Below are 21,584 nucleotides of genomic sequence, written 5' to 3'. Positions count from 1 at the left end.
GCAGTCAACGGCACGACTGAGTGGCTTGTTTGCGGCGATAGTAGGTGAAGTCCCGGTCGGCGCTCAGGGGGACCTGGCAAAGTTCGTAGTCTTGTTGGAACGATGCGGATCGACTGATCTCGTCATCACCGAAGAAGAAGACGGGCGTTCGTATCTCTGGGGTCGTTCCTTCGGCCGGGCCGAGGATGATGTAGTCCGGTTTGCGAGCCAGTACTGAAGCACCGTCGCCTTTGAGGTGTCCTATGAGCCGTGTCCATGGACCCGAGGTCGGGATGTTTTTTCTCCTGGCGATCTCGGCATCGTTCAAACCCAACATGTCGATGTATTCCATGCTGTCCGAGTGGTATGGGGTCGAGCCGGCCGTGTTCAGCGCGACATAAGAGCCGGCGGGCCAATGCGTCGCGATATACCTTCCCACGAGCTGGCCCACGCCGGCGGCTGGGTCGACGGTGCGGGGATTCAGGACGGGAGGCACCACCTGAAGGGTGAGCGCTGCAATCATGACGGCGAAGCTCGCAAGAACACCGTTTGACGTAGCGAAGAACCCCAGCTCCTTGGCATGCAGAATCAGCAGCGTTGCGAGCAGCGAGTAGATCAGAAGGCAGAAACGAAAGGCGACCATGTGATCCCCGCCTGAAACCAGGATGAACAGGGCATTACAACCGGTGAGGACCCAGATGGCGGTATCCCTCGGGCTGAAGGTCTTTCGCTTCACGGAAAGACATGCTGCAGCGATCGCTATGGGGCCGATAAAAGGCGGCGTGACAAGGAAGTGCACCGCATAACGGATGCCGAAGCGCAGCAGGACAAGGTGGCTGATTCCACCCAGTTTCGCGTACATGGTGTTGGGGACGGCTGCGTGGAAATACGACCAGCGGAAGATCTCAGTTGGAACCAGCACGAGCGTTACGATGCCCACGAAGATCCCAAGCAGATGTACTTTCGGCTTCCTCGAAGCGTTCGGAAGCACAAGAAGCAGACCGCCGTATCCCGCGATCAGGAGAATCCCTTCCGGGCGTGCCAGTGTTGCCAGGGATAGCAGAAGCGCGGCCGCTGCGACGTTCCGGTTCCCCGGCGAAAGTTGCGGCTCGAAGGCATCGCAGCCTTGTAAGACACCAGCGGTCCCGAGGGCGGCGTAGAGCACCGAATCAAGTCCGCCGATGTCCCACACGAGGAACATCCAGGAAGCGCCGATGAGAAGCAAGCCAAGCTGCGCGCCGATGAGGCCGGTTCGACGGCGCAGGTAGGAATAGAGAAATGCCGCGAGGGCAGCATGACTCGAAAAATTCACAATGCAAGCGGCCCATCGCAGGGGTATGCCCACGGCTCCGCAGGCCGCGACGAGGATGAGGTGGAGTGGGCTCGTGAAGCCCTCGACGCGCGGCCCACGCCGGTTCCATGTCAATCCAAGGCCATCCAGCAGGTGACGCGCGTAGCGCAGGGTGATGTAGGCGTCATCGTGGAAGAACTGATGATTTCGTTGCAGGCAAACGGCGATGAGCAGCGCGGTGTACGCAGCGGAGACGAACCAAAGGCGGTTGGACTGGAAAACCCTGTGTTGAAAGTCACGCGAATCGGATGCCATCATAGGTCCAGGGTTCGTGACGGGAGAACGTGTTGTTCGCTTCTGCCCGTTTGCTTTCGGTGGGGTACATTGTATCGCCCGCTCCATGAGCGATAATCAAGACACGAAGCGCTTATTCGACTGACTCAAACATGCCACGTAGAAATGACATAGCAAAGATTCTGGTGATCGGCTCCGGTCCGATCGTCATTGGCCAGTCTGCCGAGTTCGACTACTCCGGCACGCAGGCGTGTAAGGCGCTCAAGGCCGAGGGCTATGAGGTCGTGCTGGTGAACTCGAACCCGGCGTCCATCATGACGGACCCGGACGTTGCCGACCGCACGTACATTGAGCCGCTGACCATTACCTACCTCACGGAGATTCTTCGCAAGGAGGTCGAGCTGCTCGATCCGAAGCTCGGCAAGTTTGCCGTGCTGCCGACCGTGGGTGGACAGACCGCGCTGAACCTTGCCGTCGATCTCGCCGATGCCGGCGTGCTCGACGAGCTGGGTGTGGAGCTGATCGGCGCGAAGCTCGAGGCCATTAAGAAGGCTGAAGACCGTCTCCTGTTCAAGGACGCGATGACGAAGATCGGGCTCGACATGCCGAAGTCGAAGTTGATCAACAATCTTCGCGACGGGCTTGAGTTCGCTGGCGTTTTGGGCTTCCCGGTGGTGATCCGCCCGAGCTTTACCCTGGGCGGATCGGGCGGTGGCATTGCGTTCAACCGCGAAGAGCTGATGGAGATCCTCAACCGCGGTCTCGATCTCTCGCCTGTCCACGAGTGCCTGCTCGAAGAGAGCGTGCTCGGCTGGAAAGAGTACGAGATGGAGGTGGTGCGCGACCTGAAGGACAATGTCGTTATCATCTGCTCGATCGAGAACTTCGATCCGATGGGCGTGCATACGGGTGATTCGATCACCGTGGCGCCCGCGCAGACGCTTACCGACCGCGAGTTCCAGCGCATGCGCGATGCGTCGATCGCGGTCATCCGCGAGATCGGCGTGGAGACTGGCGGAAGCAACGTGCAGTTCGCGGTGAACCCGCAGAACGGCCGGATGACGGTCATCGAGATGAACCCGCGCGTGTCGCGTTCGTCGGCGTTGGCCTCGAAGGCTACGGGCTTTCCGATTGCGAAGATCGCGGCGCGGCTCGCTGTTGGCTACACGCTCGACGAACTGCAGAACGATATCACCAAGGCCACGCCGGCATGCTTCGAGCCCACCATCGACTATGTTGTGGTGAAGATTCCGAAGTGGCAGTTCGAGAAGTTCCCCGGCGCGGATGAGACGCTCGGGCCGCAGATGAAGTCTGTGGGCGAAGTGATGGCCATTGGGCGCACCTTCAAGGAATCGCTGATGAAGGCGGTGCGTTCGCTGGAGACGGGCAAGAAGGGCGTGATGGATGACATCGATCCTCGGCGTTTGCGCCAGCGGCTTGTGACGCCGCATCCGGACCGTCTGTCATATCTGCGCTATGCCTTCGATACTGGCATGAGCGTGCGCGATGCGGTGCGCTTTACGGGCATGGACCCTTGGTTCCTGCACCAGATGAAGCAGATCGCGGATGAGCTGAAGGCAGTGGAAGCCATTGGCTATCGCAAGCTCGATGAAGACACGCTGCGCTCGGCGAAGCGGATGGGGCTTTCGGACGCGCGCATTGCTGCGGCGCTCAAGCTCGACGACAAGGACGGCGCGGCGAAGGTCGCTGCGCTGCGTAGTGAGCTCGGCATCAAGCCGGTGTTCAAGCTGGTCGATACGTGCGCTGCGGAGTTTGAGAGCTTCACGCCCTATATGTACTCCTGCTACGACGAGGAGGATGAGTTCCAGGCGACCGACAAGAAGAAGGTCATCATCCTGGGCTCGGGACCGAACCGCATCGGGCAGGGCATTGAGTTCGACTACTGTTGCTGCCACGCGGCGTTCGCGCTGCGCGAGGACGGCTACGAGACGATCATGGTGAACTGCAACCCTGAGACTGTCTCGACCGATTACGACACCTCGGACCGCCTGTACTTTGAGCCACTGACGCTCGAGGACGTGCTGGCTGTGTATGAGCATGAGGCTGCCGCAGGTGCGGATATCGGCATGATCGTGCAGTTCGGCGGCCAGACGCCGCTGAACCTCTCCATGCCGTTGAAGAATGCGGGCGTGCCAATCATCGGCACGAGCCCGGAGTCGATTGATCTTGCCGAAGACCGCAAGCGTTTTGGCAAGCTCATCACCGAGCTGAAGATTCCGCAGCCGCAGGGCGCGATTGCGACCAACGTCGACGAAGCTCTTTCGGGTGCTCGTCGCGTGGAGTATCCGGTGCTGGTGCGTCCGAGCTACGTGCTCGGCGGCCGCGCGATGGTCATCGCTTACGATGATGCGGACATCGTGCGCTACATGACAAGCGCGATTGAGTACTCGCAGGACAAGCCGATCCTCATCGACCATTTCCTCGAGGACGCGATGGAGGTCGATGTCGACGCGCTGTGCGACGGTACCGATGTTGTCATCGCCGGCATCATGCAGCACATCGAGGAGGCGGGTATTCACTCGGGCGACTCGTCCTGCGTGCTGCCTTCGGTGGACCTAACGCCGGATGTGCTGGACATGATCCGCACCTACACGCGCAAGCTGGCAATGGCGCTGGATGTCATCGGCCTGGTGAACCTGCAGTTCGCGGTACAGCGGGGCACGGTGTACGTCATTGAGGTGAACCCGCGCGCTTCGCGCACGGTGCCGTATGTTTCGAAGGCGACCGGCATTCAGCTGGCGAAGATCGCATCGCGGCTGATGACGGGTCGCAAGCTGATCGATCTGCTGCCTGATGCCGTCGCAAGCGGTGAGGACCTCTCGACCGGAGAGCATTTCTTCGTAAAGAGCCCGGTGTTCCCATGGGGCAAGTTCCAGGGAGTGGATCCGATCCTCGGTCCGGAGATGCGCTCGACGGGCGAGGTGATGGGCGTGGCGAGCACCTTCGGCGAGGCTTTCGCCAAGGCGCAGATGGCTGCCGGCCAGGTGCTGCCGACCGGCGGGACGGTCTTCTTCAGCGTCAACGACCACGACAAGCCGCTCGTTGCGGCGCTGGCGAAGCGGTTCGTCGACATGGGCTTCCGCCTGGTGGCGACCTACGGCACTGCCGAGCTGCTGGAGGATGCTGGGTTGCAGGTGGAGAGCGTCTTCAAGGTGAAGGAGGGCCGTCCGAATGTGGTCGACCTCATCAAGGGCGATCGCATTCAACTCATCATCAACACGCCGCGTGGGCAGGAGAAGGTCTTCGATGAGCAGGCCATTCGGCGCGCCGCGGTAAATGCGCGTATCCCGACGATCACCACGCTGGCCGCGGCCCATGCGGCTGCCGAGGGCATCTCGGCGTTGCAGCGCGGCAAGATCACGGTGGAGTCGCTGCAGGAGTTGCACGCGTCGCGCAAGGCTGAGCCGGTCGCACAGTAGACGAGGTAGCAAAGATAGACAGCGGCGCATCCCTGAGGGTGCGCCGCTATTGTCTGTAGCTTGTTAGATTTCTTCGGGGGCTGGTGCGCCGAGCTGCGCGCCGATGGCATAGCCGACCATCGCGACGGGGATCCAGCAACCTACGAGGGGTCCGGCGCCGTCCATGAGCCCGCTGCCGTGGTAGAAGTCGAAGAAGGTTCGCCACAACCGGAGGGTGAGATGGCCAGGGCCGCACTCGGCGCATAGGCCGGGGCCGGTCTGCAGGTCGATCACCCAGACCGAAGCTCCGAGGAGCACGATCAGGCCGGCGATCCACACATAGCGGCCGACGCGATTTCCCGTGACTCGGGTGACGAGGGCGCCCACGATGGCTGCCACACCGAAGCTAAGGGCCGTGAGGATCAGCTTTGGCGCGGGCTCTGCGGGATCAGGGCGGGTAAAGCCCATCCCGATGACGAGCGCCATCACCACCGCCAGCGTAAGGAGACAGTGAGCTGCGAACCAGGAGGCTTCGCGGCCCAGGTCACCTATCGATTTGTTGTGCTTATCTGCTGAGGCGCCGGTCATCGAACATCCTGCCTGAAGTGTAGGATGCCCCGGACTAAACTGAGAATGACACTTATGTTCATCGAAGGCATCCACGTCCCCCTGACCGCGCCGTTTTACCTCGACCAGAGCAGCTACCTGCGCAAGCTGGAGCACAACGTCCGACGGTACTCCCTGACGCCGGTCTCGGCCCTGGTGGCGTTCGCCCCCGGTTGCGAGGGGGAGGGATTGTCGGACAGCGAGATTGCAGATGCGCTGGCGACCATCGCGGATTCAGCGGCGAAGGAGAAGGTGCTGATTGCGGGGCTGCCGCGCAGCAGCGTGCGCTCGGCACTCGCGATTGCTGCGAAGGCAGAGGCTGCGGGCTTCGATGCTGTCCTGGCGGCGGCACCGCTCGATGTCGCCACGCTGAAGCCTGAGGAACGGCTGGTATGGTTCCGCGCTATTGCGGATGGATCGCCGCTGCCAGTGATGCTCTACAGCGATGCGCAGGGGATTGGGGCGACGCTCTCGGTCTCCGAGGCGGCAGCGCTCGCGCAGCACCCGAACATCCTTGGGCTCTACGACGCCGGGCTTACAATCGTGCGTTTTGAGGCCATTGCTGCGGCGACGAAGGAGATTCGCCGTGAGGTCGCGGTGACGGCGATCTTCGCCCCCGTGACACGCAGGATGCTGCAGCCTGAGACCGTGGCGACCAATCTGGTCACCATCGGAATTGTCGGCGAGTTGGGCGGTACAGCCGTTGCAATCACTCCTGTGGCTCCGGCGATCAAGACGCGGACGAAGGTCGTCGGCTTCCAGGTGATCGCTGCGGGACGGATCGCGGGTGCGGTCGAACTGCTGCAGGCTGGCGTTCCGGGAGTGATGCCGGCGCTGGCTGCCTCTGCGCCGCAGGGATGCCATGAGGTCTTCGCAGCCTTCAAGGATGGCGATCCGGCGCTGGCGACGCTCAAGGCTGCACGGCTCGCTGCGGTTGACGATGTTGCTACGGCGCTGGGGATCGCGGCGATCAAGTATGGGTGTGATCTGAATGGGTACTACGGCGGCCCACCACGGCTGCCGCGTCTTGCGCTGACAGCTGGGGATAAGGAGCTCGTGGAGCGAGCCTTGGGCAGCGTGAAGAACTGACAATCTGCGAGACTCAGTTCAGGCGAAGCAAAAGGCCATGGCACTTGCCGTGGTCTTCTATTGACCGACCTCGATCTATCGTATTGATGCGAGCTTGGTCCTCGCCTGCATCGCTTCGGGCGAGTTCGGATAGCGCTGGATCAGCGCGCGGAGTTCGCGCTGGGCGTTGTCGTTCTGCTTGGTCGCGATCATCGCCTCGGCGCGGTGGAGACGCGCGGCGGGCAGCTTGGAGTTGTCGGGATAGTTGTCGATGACCTGGGAGTAGGCCTTGATGGCCGTGCTGGGCTTGTTGCTGCGCAGGCTCATCTCGCCGAGGTAGAAGTAGGCGTTGCCGGAGAGATTGTCATTCGGGTAGGCCTGGATGAGGTTCTCGAACTCAGTCGACGCGAGACCGTACTTGGCGGTTACGTAGTCACCGTACGCGGTGCGGTACATGTCTCCGGCTGGCAGGCCGGGGTTTTGCGGCGCTGCGTTGGGGTCGTTTGCGGCTTGCGAGGCTGTGGGGGCTGGTCCGCTGAGGCCCCCCTGCGGAGGGTTTGTGGGGAGTGGTGCGCCTCCGCCCGCTGGAGAAGGCACCGCCTGAGGCAGGCTCTGCAGGATGGAGTTTGCCGCGGCCTGCTGCCCCTGGATATCGCCGAGAGCCTTCTCCATGCGGCCGAGGCGCGCCTTCAGCTCGTCGATGGAGTCATTGAGCGACTGCACCTGGCCGGAAAGCTGGTCGTGCTTGGCTGACTCCGCGTCCTGCACGTTCTGCAGCTTGAGCTGGAGGCCGTTCACCGTGATCCCCATCTTGTTCACAGAGTCGGCGGTCTGCTGTACGAGATCCTTGAGCACGCCCATGCGCTCGTCATTGGCCTGGGTCAGGCGCGCGACCGCATCCTGCAGCTCCTGAACCTGGGTCTGCAGCTGGACCATGTCCTTGTTGACGGCGTGGGCCGGAGTGGTGCTGAGGCCTAGCGCGAGAAGAGCGACGGTGGCCGTGCTGCGGAAGGTCGCGCGGAAGTTGCGGTCGGTAGTCATGGGGAAACTTGCTCCTGGAGGTAAACCGCCTCACGCGAGGCCGAAGGCTGGCTTCGGCCTCGCGTCGGCGTTAGCGATCGAGTGAGAACTGGGCGCGGCGGTTCTCCTGCCAGCAGCTCTCGGACTCCTCGGTGCAGAACTGGCGTTCCTTGCCGTAGCTCACGACGCGGATGCGGCCGGGGGCTACGCCAGCGTTGACCAGCGCAGTCTTGGCGGAGCTGGCGCGGTTCTCACCCAGGGTGATGTTGTACTCGGCAGAGCCGCGGTCGTCGCAGTAACCGGCAATCAGCACCTTCACCCCGGGGTGGGCGGTGAGGTAACGCGCGGCCGAAGAGGCGGAGGTCTGCGCGTCCGGGCGAAGCTCGTAGCTGTCGTAGTCGAAGAAGATATCCTTCACGTTGGCCTTGAACTCCGCGTCGGAGCCCATGTTGCTGCTCTCGTCGTTTCCGGTGGCTCCAGTGGGCAGGCTTGGGACGCGCACGGTGACGCGGACGTTGGCTTCGGTGGTGCCCCCATCGCCCTTGGCGACGAGGTGGAAGTTGGTGGAGTTCGCCGGGGAGACGGTCGTGGTGCCGTTGACGTTGACCTGCCCGATGCCGTCGATGCTTACGCTGGTCGCGTTGGTGGTGCGCCAGTTGAGCACGACGGACTGACCGAGGTCGATCGCCAGCGGGTCGGCGGTGATGGTCGCGGTCGGAGCCGCCACGTTGCCTGGCGCTTCGGCGCTTGGGGGCGGCAGCGCGCTTTCCTTTTTGTGGCAGCCCGCCGCAGCCAGCATCAGCAGGGAAGCCATGGCGGCGACGATCGCCGATTGCATCCTCCGCCCAGTCTTCAACTCAGTGTTCCATCCGTTCGCCATGCGCATCATCCTTAAACTCCTGAAGATGGGAATCTTTTTCTAGTGCAAGATTGGCAGTCCCGTTGGGTCAATCGCCTGCGCCCGTCGTAGCCGCCGAGGTCTCTGAGAGTTGCGCGGGGAGCCAGACCGCGCTAACATGTATCGTGTAGCGATACGTGTTTATTATATCGAAACTCTCACTTCCAGCTCCAGTTGGGCATGTCAGCGCCCGGGCCCGTGAGTGCTTTCCTGTCTGTGCCGTCCGCCAGCATCCCCATAATGCGGGTGTGGTTCGCCCGGCCATCGGGCGAGTTCGCAAAGGCGATATGGCGGCCGTCGGGAGACCAGGTGGGGAAGTCACAGCGTCCGATGTCATGGGTCAGCTGGATCCAGCGCTTGGTGGCGACTTCCATGACGTAAATATCCTGTCCGCCGGGAGCTCCGGGGCCATACTTGCGGTCCCAGGCGAAGGCGATGAACTGGCCGTTGGGCGACCAGGAGGGCGAGGAGGCATAGCCACCATCGGTCATGCGGGTCACGCCGCTGCCGTCGGAGTCCATGATGTAGAGCTGCGGCAGGCCAGTGCGTCCGCTGATGAAGCCAATCTGGGCTCCAGTCTTGGGGTTCCAGGTGGGCGAGGCGTCGAAGCCGAAGCTGGTGAGGCGGCGGGCCATTGCACCCTGGGGGTCGGAGACCCAGATATCGTTCTTGCCGGAGCGGGAGGAGGAGAAGGCGAGTTGATTGCCGCCGGGACCCCAGGCGGGCGAGATGTTCGAGCCCCCGGCGGTGGGGAAGGCTACCGGCCGGTTCAGCAGCAGCGAGTACATTTTGATCTGGAAGCCGTCGCGCGAGAGGGCGCTGAAGGCTACGCGCGAGTTGTCCGGAGAGACGCGGGGCGAAATGGCGACGGTGCCGAGGTGCGTCAGCACATGCTGGTTGGCGCCGTCGTAGTCCATCTCGGCGATTTCCTTTACGCCTTCGCCGACGAGACGGATGTAGTAGATCTTCGACTCGGCGATGCCCGGGACACCGCCGGAGAGGCGGAAGATGATCTCGTCGGCGAAGCGGTGCGCCACCTGACGGGCGGCGTCGTCGCTGGCATCATCGGTATAGACCTTGGAGAAGATGAGGGGGAACTGCGAGTTCTTCGTGTCATCGAGGAAGCCGTTGACGACGAGCTTGCCTCCGCTGACGTTGAGGTTGCCGAAGGCCACCATGGAGGCGGAGGTGGGAGCGGCGGCCCACTGCGCGATGTTGATCTCCTGCTGCGAGCCGGGGGTTGCCGTGGGCTGCATGGACTTCGAGACCATGTCGAAGATGCCGGCGGCGCTGAGGTCGGCGAAGAGCGTGGCGTCGAAGGCGCGCTTCTCCGAGACGACCTGAGCGTCGGCGCTCTGCGGCTTGAAGTCTGCCGCGGCGATGCGGATTTTGTCCGCCGCGCCTTTGTCGATCTCCATGTGGTACCAGTCCTGCGCATACGCTGCCGTGCTGCACAGGAGCGCCGCAAGAAGGACGGTACCGGTCTTCAACGTACTGGCTTTCATCACGCTGTCGAGACTCAGGATGATCTCCTCTCAAGAATGGTAGACGCTGCTTCGGTGGGAATCAGCAGCTTGGAAGACAACAACTTGGGGACCCGTGGCGTGCTGCGGGATCGGTGTCCCAGGCGCGCTTACTGGGTGTGGAAGTCGAACTTGTACTCGATGGTGATGTGATCGCCGGCCGGAAGCGGACCGAAGGTGTCGATGCGCTGGATGGCCGCCATGGCTGCGGCGTCCAGGGTGGGTGATCCGCTGCGTTGATAGAGCCGAAGATTCTGCACGGTGCCATCGTGCTCGATGTCGAAGACGACGACCGCGTTCTTCCCGTTGGATGCACCGGCATTGATGGTGTCGGTGTAATAGTTCTGCGCGACCTTGCGGCCGATGATTCCGAAGTAGTAGCCGTAGCGTGCGCCATAGACGCGGTCGGGCACAGTCAGACTAGCAGTGCCGTTCTTCACCTGGGTTACGGACATGGGAAGTTGCGTCGCGACTTCACCGCTGGCGGCCTTGGTGGTTTCGGGCGTGGGTTGGGGATGCTTGGGCGGCGCAGGCGTGGGGATGGGCGCGACCTTGGCGGGCTGCGTTTTGGCCTTCACCTCGATGTCGGTGGGCTTGGGCGGAGGCTGGGTTTCGACCTTCGGTGGAGGCGCGGGAGCTTCGCTGGCGTGCTCTGGAGCGAGGACGGATTTGTCCACGGCAGCAGCCTTCTGGGGCAGGGGAATGGCGGAGACGATGGAAGCCTGGATGGCTCCGGCGTTGGCTTGCGGTCCGCCCCAGTGATCGTGCATCACCAGGCCTGTCCAGGCGGCTGCAGCGATGGCCGCGACCACGAGCAGGTGCAGCGAGATGGAGAGGCCCATCCCTCCTCCGAAGCGTTCTTCGGAGGCCATGCTGCGATGCTGGATTGCGGTCGTGCTCATCGTTTGGGTTCTAAATGCTCGATCTTGTTCGAAGTTTGTTGCCTGCTCAAAGTCGGGTAGCTGTAGAGCGATGAGGTTTGAGGTATTGAGCGAGGAGGAAATGCTTCTTCCGTTGCGCTATTGCTCCACTGGCCGAGTCACGATGCTGATGTTGGTGACGCCTGCGGTTTTCACTGCTTCCATGACGGAGGCGAAGGCTCCAAAGGGCACGCTTTGGTCGGCGCGAACGTAGACGACGCGCTTGGTGTCCTTGGGCTCGGGCAGAGCTGTCAGGGCGTCGGCGAGGGCGTTCACGTTGACCAGCTTGTCCTGCAGGTAGACGTTGCGATCCTTGTCGATGGTGATGACGGTGTGGACCTCGGTGAGCTGGTTGACGGAGCGGGTCTGCGGTACGGCGACAAGGATGCCGGACTGCAGCACCGGCGCGGTGAGCATGAAGATCAGCAGCAGCACCAGTACCACGTCGACGAGTGGCGTGATGTTGATGTCGGCGAGGGCTGTTTGCGTACGGCCGCGGGTCGAGAAGGCCATTAGTAGCCCCTCCGCCTCGGGTCGTCTTGCGGGATCTGGGATTGCGCGGTGGGATGCACGCCGGAGTAGCCGTCGCGGCCCTGCGCGCTCATCAGCGCGGCGTTCTCGATGGCGTTGAGCAGCTCGCGGCCAAAGTCATCCATGCGCGAGGCAAACTCGCGAAGGCGCGCGGTGAGCTGGTTGTAGCCCACCAGTGCGGGGATGGCGACGACGAGGCCGGCGGCGGTGGTGATGAGGGCTTCGGAGATGCCCGGAGCGACGGCGCGCAGGGTTGCGGCGCCCTCCGTGCCGAGGCCGTGGAAGGCGTCGACGATGCCCATCACCGTGCCGAAGAGGCCGACGAAGGTGGCCGACTGGGCGATGGTCGCGAGCCAGGTCATGCGGCTCTCCATCAGTGTGAGGGATTCGCTGGCGGCGGTGAGGGCAGCGCGCTCGAGGGCCTGCGGATTGGGCGGAACACCACGGCCGCCCTGGCGCTGGTACTCATCGTGGATCTCGCGGAAAATCTCGACCAGCGGGCTGGGGCGGAACTGGTCGGCCAACGCGGCGATCTCGCTCAAGCGGCCCGACTTGCGGAAGGCGCGAATGAAGCGGCGATTCTGCGTGTCGGCGGCGCGGAAGTAACGCCACTTGGAGATCATGATGGCCCAGGAAAAGATGCTGGCGATGAGCAGAATGCCCAGCACGGTCATGGCGACAGGGCCGGAGTTGCGGACCATCTCCACGATGGCGCTCTGGTGGGCTCCCGCCGGCGGTGGACCGAGGGGAGAGGCGGACGAATCTTGCAGGAGCAGGGCGAGGGCGTACAGAATCATCGGCTTCCAGTGTACTCGTAGGTCGTTACTCGATTGAGGTGGCGCGCTGAGCAGGAGCAAATGCGGGCCCGTAGTCTTGGATGGTACTGGCAGGCGGTTCCGCCGTATGCCGCTTAATGTCGCTTAGGGCTTCGACGCAGATTTCTGCCAGGTGTTGCGCAAAGGTATCTGCGAGTGCACGTGGCGACGGACGCACAAGCGGCCCTGCTATGCTCACGTTGAAACTGCCTGCTCCCACAGTATGCTGCTCGAACTTCGCGCCGAAAACTATGCTGTCATCGACCACGCAGTTGCTGGGTTCGGCCCGGGGCTGAACCTGCTGACGGGCGAGACCGGCGCTGGCAAATCGATTTTGATCGATGCGCTGGCGCTCCTGCTGGGTGGCAAGGGTTCTAGCGATGTGGTGCGCCACGGGGCTGAACGGGCTGTGCTGGGCTGTGTCTTCGAGTCGACGCCAGGTGCGGAGGCGATCCTCGAAGCGAACGGGATTGATCCCGAGGGCGATGAGATCCTGCTGCGGCGGGAGATTGGCGCCACAGGTAAGGGACGAGTCTTCATCAACAACCAGCCGGCGACGGTGGGCGTGCTGCGGGCGCTGGCTCCGGAGCTGGCGCTGGTGCATGCGCAGTCGGAGACGCTGATTGCCTTCGATACGGAGCAGCAGCGGCTGTTGCTGGATCGCTACGGAGACATCACGACTGAGCTGACGGCCACAGCCTATGCGAGCTGGCGCGAGATCGCTGCCCGACTGGCTGAGTTGCGGTCCGCGGAACAGGACCGGCTGCGTCTGATCGACCTGTGGAGCTTCCAGGCGAAGGAGATTGGGGCGGCGAAAATTACCGATGCCGAGGAGGATGTGCGGCTGGAGACGGAGAAGCGCGTGCTGGCGAATGCCGAGCGGCTCTTTTCGGCGGCCAACGCTGCGCAGGAGCTGCTGTACGAGGCAGAGGTCTCGGCGGAGTCGCTGCTGGGATCGGCGATCCGGCATGTCGAAGAGCTTGCGCGCTTTGAGCCGAAGTTCGCGGAGACGCTGTTGCAGCTGAATGCGGCGAAGGCCTCGATCGAGGATGTGGCCACGACGCTGCGGGACTTCGCCGGCGATGTAACGGCCTCGCCCGAGCGGCTGGAGGAGATCGAGGATCGTCTGGCGGCACTGGATCGGCTGAAGCGCAAGTATGGACACTTTGAGGCGCTCACGGGGCTTTCTGCAGTGATTGCATTTGGCGAGGATGCGGAGCGCAGACTGGGCGAGATGGAGAACCGCGAGCAGCTGCAGGTTCAGCTGGAGCGGGAGCTAGCCGCGGCGGCGGGCGTGTATAAAGCTGCGGCGAAGAATCTCACCGCGCAGCGCCAGGCTGCGGCGAAGAAGCTGGCGAAGACTGCTGAGCGGCACATCAACGAGCTGGCGATGAATGCGCGCTTTGCAGTGGAAGTGACGCCGGGCGAAGAGACTTCGCACTGGAGCGCGGCGGGCTGGGACAACATCGCCTGCACGATCGCGACGAACCCAGGCGAGCCGTTGAAGCCGCTGGCGGAGGTCGCATCGGGCGGCGAGCTTTCCCGCGTGATGCTGGCGCTGAAGGTGTCGGTCGAAGAGGGCGAGAACGCCGCGGCGAAGCGTCGCAAGACGCAGCTGCCGCGCACGCTGGTCTTCGACGAGATCGACATTGGCATTGGCGGCCGCGCGGCGGAGGCGGTGGGTCAGAAGCTGAAGGCGCTCTCCCGGGTGCAGCAGGTTATCTGCATTACGCATTTGCCGCAGATCGCGGCGTTTGCGGATCAGCATTTCCTCATCGAGAAGAGCGAGAAGCGTGGGCGCACGCAGACTGGGGTGCGGCAGATCGACCCGCATGAGCGGATCGAGGAGATCGCGCGCATGCTTTCGGGGGCGGAGCTGACGGATACATCGCTGCGGCATGCGGAGAAGATGCTCGAACAGGCGCGATAGGGAAATCGTGCGAGCAACCCGTCCCGGCGGTCCTGCTTCTCACCACGCAGCAAGCAAAATCTGCATTCCAACGAGTCCAGGAGACTGAAATGTCCGAACCGAAGAAGTGTGCGCACGAGAACTGTTCCTGTATCTGCACCGACGGCAAGAAGTTCTGCTCCCAGATCTGCGAGGATGCAGTCGGAACCCAGACCCTGTCCTGCGACTGCCCTCATCCGGGTTGCACCGGCAAGGTCTAGGGTCAGCGGCAGAGCCGTTCGCGTGAGTCGTTCCGCGATGGGCCGTTTGTCGCGCAGGAGGCAGGGCGCATCGTTCCCGGGGAGTTTTGCACCGGGCACGGTGCGTCGTGTCCTGCGAATTCCGACCACTTTGGGTATACTTAGTGGGTGACCACTACCCTCGCCGATCCCGTTGCAGCCCCCCAGGAAAACCAGGAAAGCACGGCCGGAACCAGCGCCACCAAGCGGGTTCTGCTGCTGAAGCCTCGCGGCTTCTGCGCCGGCGTGGTGCGCGCGATCGACATTGTGCAGATCGCGCTGGACACGTTTGGAGCGCCGGTTTACGTGCGCAAGGAGATCGTCCACAACAGCTACGTGGTGAACGATCTTGCCCAGAAGGGCGCGATCTTCGTCAATGAGCTGGATGAAGTGCCCGAGGGTGCGCGCGTGATCTACTCCGCGCACGGCGTCTCGCCGGCGGTTCGCCAGCGCGCCAAGGAGCGCAACCTCAAGGTGATCGACGCGACCTGTCCGCTGGTCACCAAGGTGCATCTGGAGGCGATCAAGTTCGCCAAGCAGGGCTACTCGCTGGTGCTCGTTGGCCATCGCGATCACGAAGAGGTTGAGGGCACCCAGGGGGAAGCCCCGACCGTGACGCAGGTGGTTTCGACTCCGGAAGAGGTGGAGCAGCTCGTCGTTCCCGATCCGAACAAGGTCGCCTACCTGACGCAGACCACGCTCTCGCTGGACGAAGCGGCGACGATGATCGATGCGCTGAAGAAGAAGTTTCCGAACATCGCCGGCCCGCACGCGCAGGACATCTGCTACGCCACGGAGAACCGCCAGACGGCGGTGAAGAACGTGGCTCATGGCGCGGACCTGGTGCTGGTAGTGGGCTCGCGTAATAGCTCGAACTCTAATCGCCTGGTCGAGGTTTCGAAGAACCTCGGAACGCATTCGTACCTGATCGACAAGGCCGAGCATATCGAGCCGAGCTGGCTCGAGGGCGTATCGACGGTTGCGATTACGGCGGGCGCGTCTGCGCCTGAGATTCTGGTGCAGGAAGTTGTCCAGTATCTGCAGGGCAAAGGTTACGGCTCGGTCGAAGAGGTTGAAGTGATGCCCGAGAATGTTCGCTTCGGCCTGCCGCCGGAGATTGTGCAGGCGATTACGCCGGCACGGCCAGCGGCTCAGGCTTAGTGCTTCGCCGGAGAGGGTCCGGCCTGGATTTTTGTATCGCTTGAGCTTCCAGAACGTCCGGGTCTTTGACGGAGGCTCTGTACCGAAGAAGCTCCGTACGTGGCTGATGGATGATCGAAAGATAAGGGATTTCCAGCAGTTGCAGGATCAAATCGCACGAAACCGGACTGACCCCTGGTCTGTCCAATGCACATGGGTTTCCATGGAGCCCCGGAGCTGGACAAGCGTTTCCGCCTGTCGCCAATGAGTACATCGCCCCAGAATCCGTACGCTACGCCCCAGGCTCCAAGCCAACCAAGGTTTGGAAGACTCGACCTTCCGCTGGAACAGGTAAAGCGCGGTATCGCGCGTTCGGCGGAGTGGCTGCTCGGCCAGCAGTCTGAGCAGGGCTACTGGTGCGGCGAGCTCGAAGCAGACGTGATGCTCGAGGCCGACTACATCTACATGCACAAGCTGCTCGGCACCGGGGACCCCGGTCGCCTGGAGCGCGCGCGCAATGAGATTCTTCGCCACCAGAACGACGACGGCGGGTGGAGCAACTACCCGGGTGGGCCGTCCAATGTGAACTATGGCGTGAAGGGCTACTTCGCCCTGAAGCTGATGGGCCACAAGGCCGACGAGCCCTTCATGGTGAAGGCACGCGAGAGCGTGCTGTCCCTGGGCGGGGTGGTGGAGTGCAACACCTTCACCAAGATGTATCTCTGCGCGTTCGGGGCCTACGACTACGACGCCGTACCGGCGGTTCCGCCGGAGATCATCCTGTTTCCGGACTGGTTCTACTTCAACATCTACCAGATCAGCGCATGGTCTCGCGCGATCCTGGTGCCGCTGTCAATCATCTACGCGAAGAAGCCCTTCAAGAAGATTCCGCACGAGCAGGGAATCGACGAGTTGTTCGCGGGCGGCCGTGAGAGTTCCGACCTGCACCTGCGCTGGGACAAGAAGCATCCGTTCAGCTGGCGCAACTTTTTCATCTTCACGGACCGCGTCGCGCACCTGGCGGAGCGCGTGCACATTCGCCCGCTGCGCAAGATGGCGTTGAAGAAGGCCGAGAAGTGGATGCTCGAACACTTCGAGAAGTCCGATGGCCTGGGTGCGATCTATCCGGCCATGCTCAACGCGATCATCGCGCTGCGCTATCTGGGCTACTCGCAGGACGATCCGCAGTTCATTCGCGCGATGGATGAGTTCGAAAAGCTGGGGCTGGACTTCCCGGAAGGCGAGCCGAACTATCCGACGCCGACCTTCCGAATGCAGCCTTGCTTCTCTCCGGTGTGGGACACGGCTCAGGTGCTCTCGACCCTCGGTGAGGCAGAGCTTCCGCGCGGAGACGCGCGCCTAGTGAAGGCCGCCGACTGGCTGCTGTCGAAGGAGATTCGTTACAAGGGCGACTGGTCTCATAACGTCAAGATCGACGACCCCAGTTGCTGGTGCTTCTTCTACAACAACGACCATCAGCCCGACGTGGACGATACCGGCGAGGTGCTGCTGGCGCTCAAGTGCGTCGACAACCCCCGCGAACGCTACCAGCATGAAGTGACGCAGCGCGCCGTGGAGTGGGTCTTCGCGATGCAGTGCAGGTCGGGTGGATGGGCCTCGTTCGACAAAGACAACACCAAGAAGATGTTCGAGTCGATCCCGTTCGCTGACCACAACGCGATGATCGATCCGCCAACCGTGGACATCACCGGCCGCATCCTGGAGATGCTGGCGGCTTATGGCTACACGCGGCGCGACAAGCGCGTGGAGAAGGCTGTTCAGTTCATCCTCAAGGAGCAGGAGCCGGATGGCGCCTGGTTCGGACGCTGGGGTGTGAACTACCTCTACGGCACCTTCCTGGTGCTGCGCGGCCTTCGCGCGATGGACTTCGACTCCTATGAGCCTGCGGTGCAGCAGGCAGCGGAATGGATCCGCATGGTGCAGAACACCGACGGCGGTTGGGGCGAGACGTGCGGCACCTACGATGATTCGAACCTGCGCGGCACGGGGCCTTCGACTCCGTCACAGACGGCGTGGGCGCTGCTTGGTCTTCTTGCAGCCAACGATACCCGTTCGGACTCGGTGGCCAAAGGTGTGCGCTGGCTGATCGAGCGTCAGCAGGGAGACGGTAGCTGGTCAGAGCTCGCAGCCAATCGCAATGGCGAGAGCTACTACACCGGCACGGGCTTCCCGCGGGTCTTCTATCTCGGGTACCACCTGTACAAGCAGTACTTCCCGCTCCTCGCCTTGACGACGTACAAGAAGGCGATCGAGAAGGAAGCTGCAGAGGCGCTGTAGCCGATTTTGTTTCACGGCAAGGCATCATCCGCAATACCCGCTGACAGCACACTTGCTGAGGCAAAGTCAGTAAACTAGTACGAGCACTCCGAAGGAGCCCAAACCGGCATGGCAGTTCCCGTATCCCAGGCATTTACCGTTGCGACCTACGTCCTGAAGCAGAAGCTGATGGGCCGCAAGCGCTATCCGCTGGTGCTCATGCTGGAGCCGCTCTTCCGCTGCAATCTGGCGTGTGCGGGCTGCGGCAAGATCCAGTACCCGCCGCACATCCTGAAGGCGCAGTTGACGCCGGAGCAATGCTTCAAGGCGGTCGATGAGTGTGGCACGCCGATGGTGTCTATCCCCGGCGGCGAGCCGCTGCTGCACCCTGACATGCCCGAGATCGTTGCGGGTCTCGTGGCGCGCAAGAAGTACGTTTACATGTGCACCAACGCTCTCCTGCTCAAGGAGAAGCTGCACCTCTTCCAGCCGTCCAAATATCTCTCGTTCTCCGTGCATCTCGATGGCGAGAAGGAACACCACGACCTCGCGGTCTGCCGCGAAGGCGGGTGGGACATCGCGATGGAGGGCATCCAGGCAGCGGTTGATGCTGGCTTCCGCGTAACCACCAACACCACGCTCTTCGACGGCGCGGATCCGAACTCTGTGCGGCGTCACTTCGATCAGCTGATGGCCGCAGGTGTGGAGTCGATGATGGTCTCGCCTGGCTACACGTACGACAAGGCGCCGGACCAGCAGCACTTTCTCGGCAAGGCGAAATCGCGCCGTCTGTTCCGCGCGATTCTCTCGAACCGCAAGAAGGAGTGGGAGTTCAACACCCACCCTCTGTTCAGCGAGTTCCTGATGGGCAAGCAGAGCTTTGATTGCACGCCCTGGGGTATGCCGACGTACTCCATCTTCGGCTGGCAGAAGCCTTGCTACCTGCTGCAGGATGGCTACGCCGATACCTTCGACGAGATGATGGAGTCGACCAAGTGGGAGGAGTACGGCGCGAAGAGCGGCAACCCGCGCTGTGCGAATTGCATGGTGCACTCCGGCCACGAGGCCTCGGCGGTGGACTACAACTTCTCTTCGCTGAAGGGCTTCATCGAGACGGCGAAGAAGTACATGTTCCGGCCGACCTACGCTGACGATGGCGCGATGAAGATCCTCAATGAGTGGCAGAGCGATTCGCACGGTCCGCTGGTGCAGATCAGCAATGGAGCGAACCCGGTGGTGGTGAACACCTCTGTCAACGAGTCAAGCGCCCACGTCGCCGGCGACTAGGCTTTCGCCGTCGCTTGGTTGACAGACCACTCCGAATCTATCTCGCGTCCATCGCGACGCATCGAGGACTGATATGGCTACTGCCCAGCAGGAACATCTGAAGATCGAGCAGCTCCAGCAAACCTCCGCCGATGATATTGAAGTCATCGCAGGCCGCGACCGCGAGAACCTGCAGGGCTGGATTCCGGAGCTCGCCAGCGAAGGTGAGATCCGCGAGGCGCTGGAGAAGGCCTTTGACTATCGCGGCGATGTCACTATCACGCGCAAGGACGGCTCGATCGTCGAGGGCTATCTCTACGACCGCTTCAACGCGGCGACGCTGGACGGATCGCGCGTACGCATTATTCCTACGCCGAAAGAGGGCGTGCCGGTGGAGCGTGTGAACATCCCATACTCCGAAGTCGCTCGGCTTGAGTTTACGGGCGCGGATCGCGCTGCGGGCAAGCGCTTCGAGACCTGGGTGAAAGAGTACTGGGAGCGCAAGGCTGCCGGGGAAAAGAACATCCAGATCGCTCCGGAGAAGTTGGACTAGAGCATCGAGAGGTATCGCATGGCTGCGCATCCCATCGTTACGATCCACGACGGCAAGGTAGAGATTCCCGATGAGCTGAAGGATGATCCGCGTTTTTGTGACGGCGCGAGGCTGGAGCTGGTGCCCCGGCCCGAGCACAAACCGCAGACGAATGCGGAAGCCTGGGAACGGTTTCGCGAGTTGCAGGGGATCTTTGCAGACTACCCCGGAGATGCAAACCTGACGCTGGAAGAAGAGCGACAGGCGGAACTCCGCCAGGAAGAGCAGTGGAGCCATGGCTGACACCCCGCCTCGGGTGTTAGTCCTTGACGCTTGGCCCATTCTTGAATGGTTGAAGCACAAAGAGCCGGCATCGTCTGCGTTCGATGAGCTCTTGGTCCAGGCGGAGTCAGGAGCCGCCCGCTTCGTTATGTGCCGGCTTAACTTTGGTGAGATCGTCTATACGATCCGCAAAGAATCGCATTGGCCGGAGGCAGAAAAGCAAAGAACTCTTGCAGTAATTGCTCTTCTCCCAATTGAGCTCATTTCTATTTCCGACCAACTCGTCGATGCAGCTGTGGATCTGAAGTCCCGTTATCGGATCTCTTACGCAGATGCGTTTGCTGTCGCACTCAGCAGGGAATTACGGACGTCTTTGGTCACAGGGGATAACGAGATTCGTACGCTTGAGGCAGACCAGGTTGTGCAGCTTCATTGGGTAGGGCTATGAAGCTCTTTCTGACGGGTTCAACCGGATTTGTCGGATCGCATGTGGCTCACCGTGCGGCGCTCGAAGGAGCGTCGCTTCGACTTTTGGCGCGGCCTACTTCGAAGATTGACCACCTGCCGCAAAGCGCCGAGCTGGTCATCGGTGACCTTCGCAATCCTGTGGCGTTTGCCTCGGCTTTGCGTGGCTGCGATGCTCTCGTGCATGTGGCTGCGGATTATCGTCTGTGGGTCCCCGACCCTGCCGAGATGTACAAGGCCAATGTCGAGGGTACGCGCGAGCTGCTGCGCCTTGCGCGCGAGGCGGGTGTGCCGCGTGTGGTCTATACGTCGAGCGTGGCGACGATGGGCTTCCACGGCAACGCGATCGTGGATGAAGACACTCCAGTGAGTGAGGCCGCAATGATCGGCCACTACAAGCGATCGAAGTGGCTGGCTGAACAGGTGGCGCTGGAAGCGGCGCGCGCGGGGCAGAACGTCATCCTGCTGAATCCCACGACGCCCATTGGGTCGATGGACGCGAAGCCCACACCGACAGGGCGCATCGTCGTTGACTTCCTCAACAGGAACTTCCCGGCATACGTCGATACAGGCCTGAACCTCGTCGATGTCGAGGAGATCGCGCGGATGCATCTCGCGGTGCTGGAGCCGAACGAGGTCTGCCGGCCGCGTCCGGGCGAGCGGTACATCCTGGGCGGTGAGAACCTGACGCTGAAACAGATCCTCGACCGCCTGGCCATGATGACGTGGCTGCCTTCACCGAAGCACAAGGTGCCGCATGCGGTAGCGACGGCGTTCGCGTTCTTCGATGAGACGATTACCGGCAAGCTGCTCGGCAAGGAGCCACGGGCTACCGTCGAGGCTGTGCGCATGGGGAAGAAGATGATGTTTGCCTCGAGCGCGAAGGCGGAGCGCGAGTTGGGCTTCCATGTGCTTCCTGCAGACAATGCGCTGCGCGAGGCGTGCCGTTGGTTCCTCGCGAATGGCTACGCTCCGCAGCCGCCGAAGAGCGTATAACGGCGCATCCTGCCGGACGCCTTGGGCATCTGTTCGAGAGGCACTCGAAAGAGCTGTGCCGCCCGCGCAACGTAG

At 62.3% G+C, this 21,584-nt stretch carries 18 protein-coding genes; 10 read left to right on the top strand and 8 right to left on the bottom strand.

All coding sequences use genetic code 11. The features are described 5' to 3' along the window. Nucleotides 1–4: 4 nt before the first annotated feature. Entirely contained in the window at nt 5–1,324 is a 1,320-nt protein-coding gene (locus AC5E6W_RS12775) for a DUF8728 domain-containing protein (protein ID WP_491752692.1), read from the bottom strand. A 392-nt stretch (nt 1,325–1,716) separates the two neighbouring features. Here AC5E6W_RS12775 and carB point away from each other — a divergent pair, with 392 nt between their 5' ends. Beyond that, nucleotides 1,717–5,004, top strand: a complete 3,288-nt coding sequence (gene carB, locus AC5E6W_RS12770; protein WP_491752691.1) for a carbamoyl-phosphate synthase large subunit — start codon at nt 1,717–1,719, stop codon at nt 5,002–5,004. A gap of 63 nt (nt 5,005–5,067) precedes the next feature. Here the strand turns inward: carB and AC5E6W_RS12765 are convergent, their stop codons facing one another. Further along, complete coding sequence (locus tag AC5E6W_RS12765) at nt 5,068–5,571, bottom strand: hypothetical protein (RefSeq protein ID WP_491752690.1); 504 nt, start codon at nt 5,569–5,571, stop codon at nt 5,068–5,070. Nucleotides 5,572–5,616: 45 nt separating this feature from the next. On the opposite strand from AC5E6W_RS12765, the gene AC5E6W_RS12760 reads away from it, so the two are divergent. Beyond that, nucleotides 5,617–6,678 (top strand): dihydrodipicolinate synthase family protein, encoded by a 1,062-nt coding sequence (locus AC5E6W_RS12760; RefSeq protein WP_491752689.1) that lies wholly within the window; start codon nt 5,617–5,619, stop codon nt 6,676–6,678. A 75-nt stretch (nt 6,679–6,753) separates the two neighbouring features. Here the strand turns inward: AC5E6W_RS12760 and AC5E6W_RS12755 are convergent, their stop codons facing one another. From AC5E6W_RS12755 to AC5E6W_RS12730, 6 genes are all read right to left on the bottom strand, one after another. Then, nucleotides 6,754–7,698, bottom strand: a complete 945-nt coding sequence (locus AC5E6W_RS12755) for a tetratricopeptide repeat protein (protein WP_491752688.1) — start codon at nt 7,696–7,698, stop codon at nt 6,754–6,756. Between the two features lie 70 nt (nt 7,699–7,768). Next, nucleotides 7,769–8,566 (bottom strand): OmpA family protein, encoded by a 798-nt coding sequence (locus AC5E6W_RS12750; protein WP_491752687.1) that lies wholly within the window; start codon nt 8,564–8,566, stop codon nt 7,769–7,771. A gap of 167 nt (nt 8,567–8,733) precedes the next feature. Beyond that, nucleotides 8,734–10,080, bottom strand: a complete 1,347-nt coding sequence (locus AC5E6W_RS12745; protein ID WP_491752686.1) for a translocation protein TolB — start codon at nt 10,078–10,080, stop codon at nt 8,734–8,736. A 128-nt stretch (nt 10,081–10,208) separates the two neighbouring features. Beyond that, nucleotides 10,209–11,000 carry a TonB family protein gene (locus AC5E6W_RS12740; protein ID WP_491752685.1) on the bottom strand — a complete coding sequence of 264 codons (792 nt, stop codon included), beginning with the start codon at nt 10,998–11,000 and terminating at the stop codon, nt 10,209–10,211. Between the two features lie 117 nt (nt 11,001–11,117). Continuing rightward, nucleotides 11,118–11,531 carry an ExbD/TolR family protein gene (locus AC5E6W_RS12735; protein ID WP_491752684.1) on the bottom strand — a complete coding sequence of 138 codons (414 nt, stop codon included), beginning with the start codon at nt 11,529–11,531 and terminating at the stop codon, nt 11,118–11,120. Further along, complete coding sequence (locus tag AC5E6W_RS12730) at nt 11,531–12,346, bottom strand: MotA/TolQ/ExbB proton channel family protein (protein WP_491752683.1); 816 nt, start codon at nt 12,344–12,346, stop codon at nt 11,531–11,533. The genes AC5E6W_RS12735 and AC5E6W_RS12730 overlap by 1 nt, the downstream gene beginning before the upstream one ends. A 241-nt stretch (nt 12,347–12,587) precedes the next feature. Between AC5E6W_RS12730 and recN the strand changes: the two genes are divergently transcribed. The 8 genes from recN (at nt 12,588) to hpnA (ending at nt 21,509) form a co-directional block, all read left to right on the top strand. Next, nucleotides 12,588–14,294 (top strand): DNA repair protein RecN, encoded by a 1,707-nt coding sequence (gene recN, locus AC5E6W_RS12725; protein ID WP_491752682.1) that lies wholly within the window; start codon nt 12,588–12,590, stop codon nt 14,292–14,294. Between the two features lie 386 nt (nt 14,295–14,680). Beyond that, nucleotides 14,681–15,712, top strand: coding sequence for a 4-hydroxy-3-methylbut-2-enyl diphosphate reductase (locus AC5E6W_RS12720; RefSeq protein WP_491752681.1), 1,032 nt, complete (start codon nt 14,681–14,683; stop codon nt 15,710–15,712). 243 nt (nt 15,713–15,955) lie between these two features. Beyond that, a complete protein-coding gene (shc, locus tag AC5E6W_RS12715; RefSeq protein WP_491752680.1) occupies nt 15,956–17,989 on the top strand; it encodes a squalene--hopene cyclase in 2,034 nt (677 codons plus the stop codon). A 108-nt stretch (nt 17,990–18,097) separates the two neighbouring features. Then, on the top strand, nt 18,098–19,255 hold the full coding sequence (hpnH, locus tag AC5E6W_RS12710) for an adenosyl-hopene transferase HpnH (RefSeq protein WP_491752679.1): 1,158 nt from the start codon (nt 18,098–18,100) through the stop codon (nt 19,253–19,255). A 73-nt stretch (nt 19,256–19,328) separates the two neighbouring features. Next, nucleotides 19,329–19,787, top strand: a complete 459-nt coding sequence (locus tag AC5E6W_RS12705) for a hypothetical protein (protein ID WP_491752678.1) — start codon at nt 19,329–19,331, stop codon at nt 19,785–19,787. A gap of 18 nt (nt 19,788–19,805) precedes the next feature. Continuing rightward, nucleotides 19,806–20,069, top strand: coding sequence for a hypothetical protein (locus AC5E6W_RS12700; protein WP_491752677.1), 264 nt, complete (start codon nt 19,806–19,808; stop codon nt 20,067–20,069). Continuing rightward, nucleotides 20,062–20,496: a type II toxin-antitoxin system VapC family toxin gene (locus AC5E6W_RS12695; RefSeq protein WP_491752676.1), complete on the top strand. Its 435-nt coding sequence runs from the start codon at nt 20,062–20,064 to the stop codon at nt 20,494–20,496. Before AC5E6W_RS12700 ends, AC5E6W_RS12695 begins: the two co-directional genes overlap by 8 nt. Then, the gene (gene hpnA, locus AC5E6W_RS12690) at nt 20,493–21,509 is read left to right on the top strand and encodes a hopanoid-associated sugar epimerase (RefSeq protein ID WP_491752675.1); all 1,017 of its coding nucleotides are present in this window, start codon (nt 20,493–20,495) and stop codon (nt 21,507–21,509) included. The genes AC5E6W_RS12695 and hpnA overlap by 4 nt, the downstream gene beginning before the upstream one ends. Nucleotides 21,510–21,584 lie beyond the last annotated feature (75 nt).

It is taken from the genome of Bryocella sp., from assembly GCF_058498515.1.
This window is presented reverse-complemented; position numbering and strand designations above follow the sequence as displayed.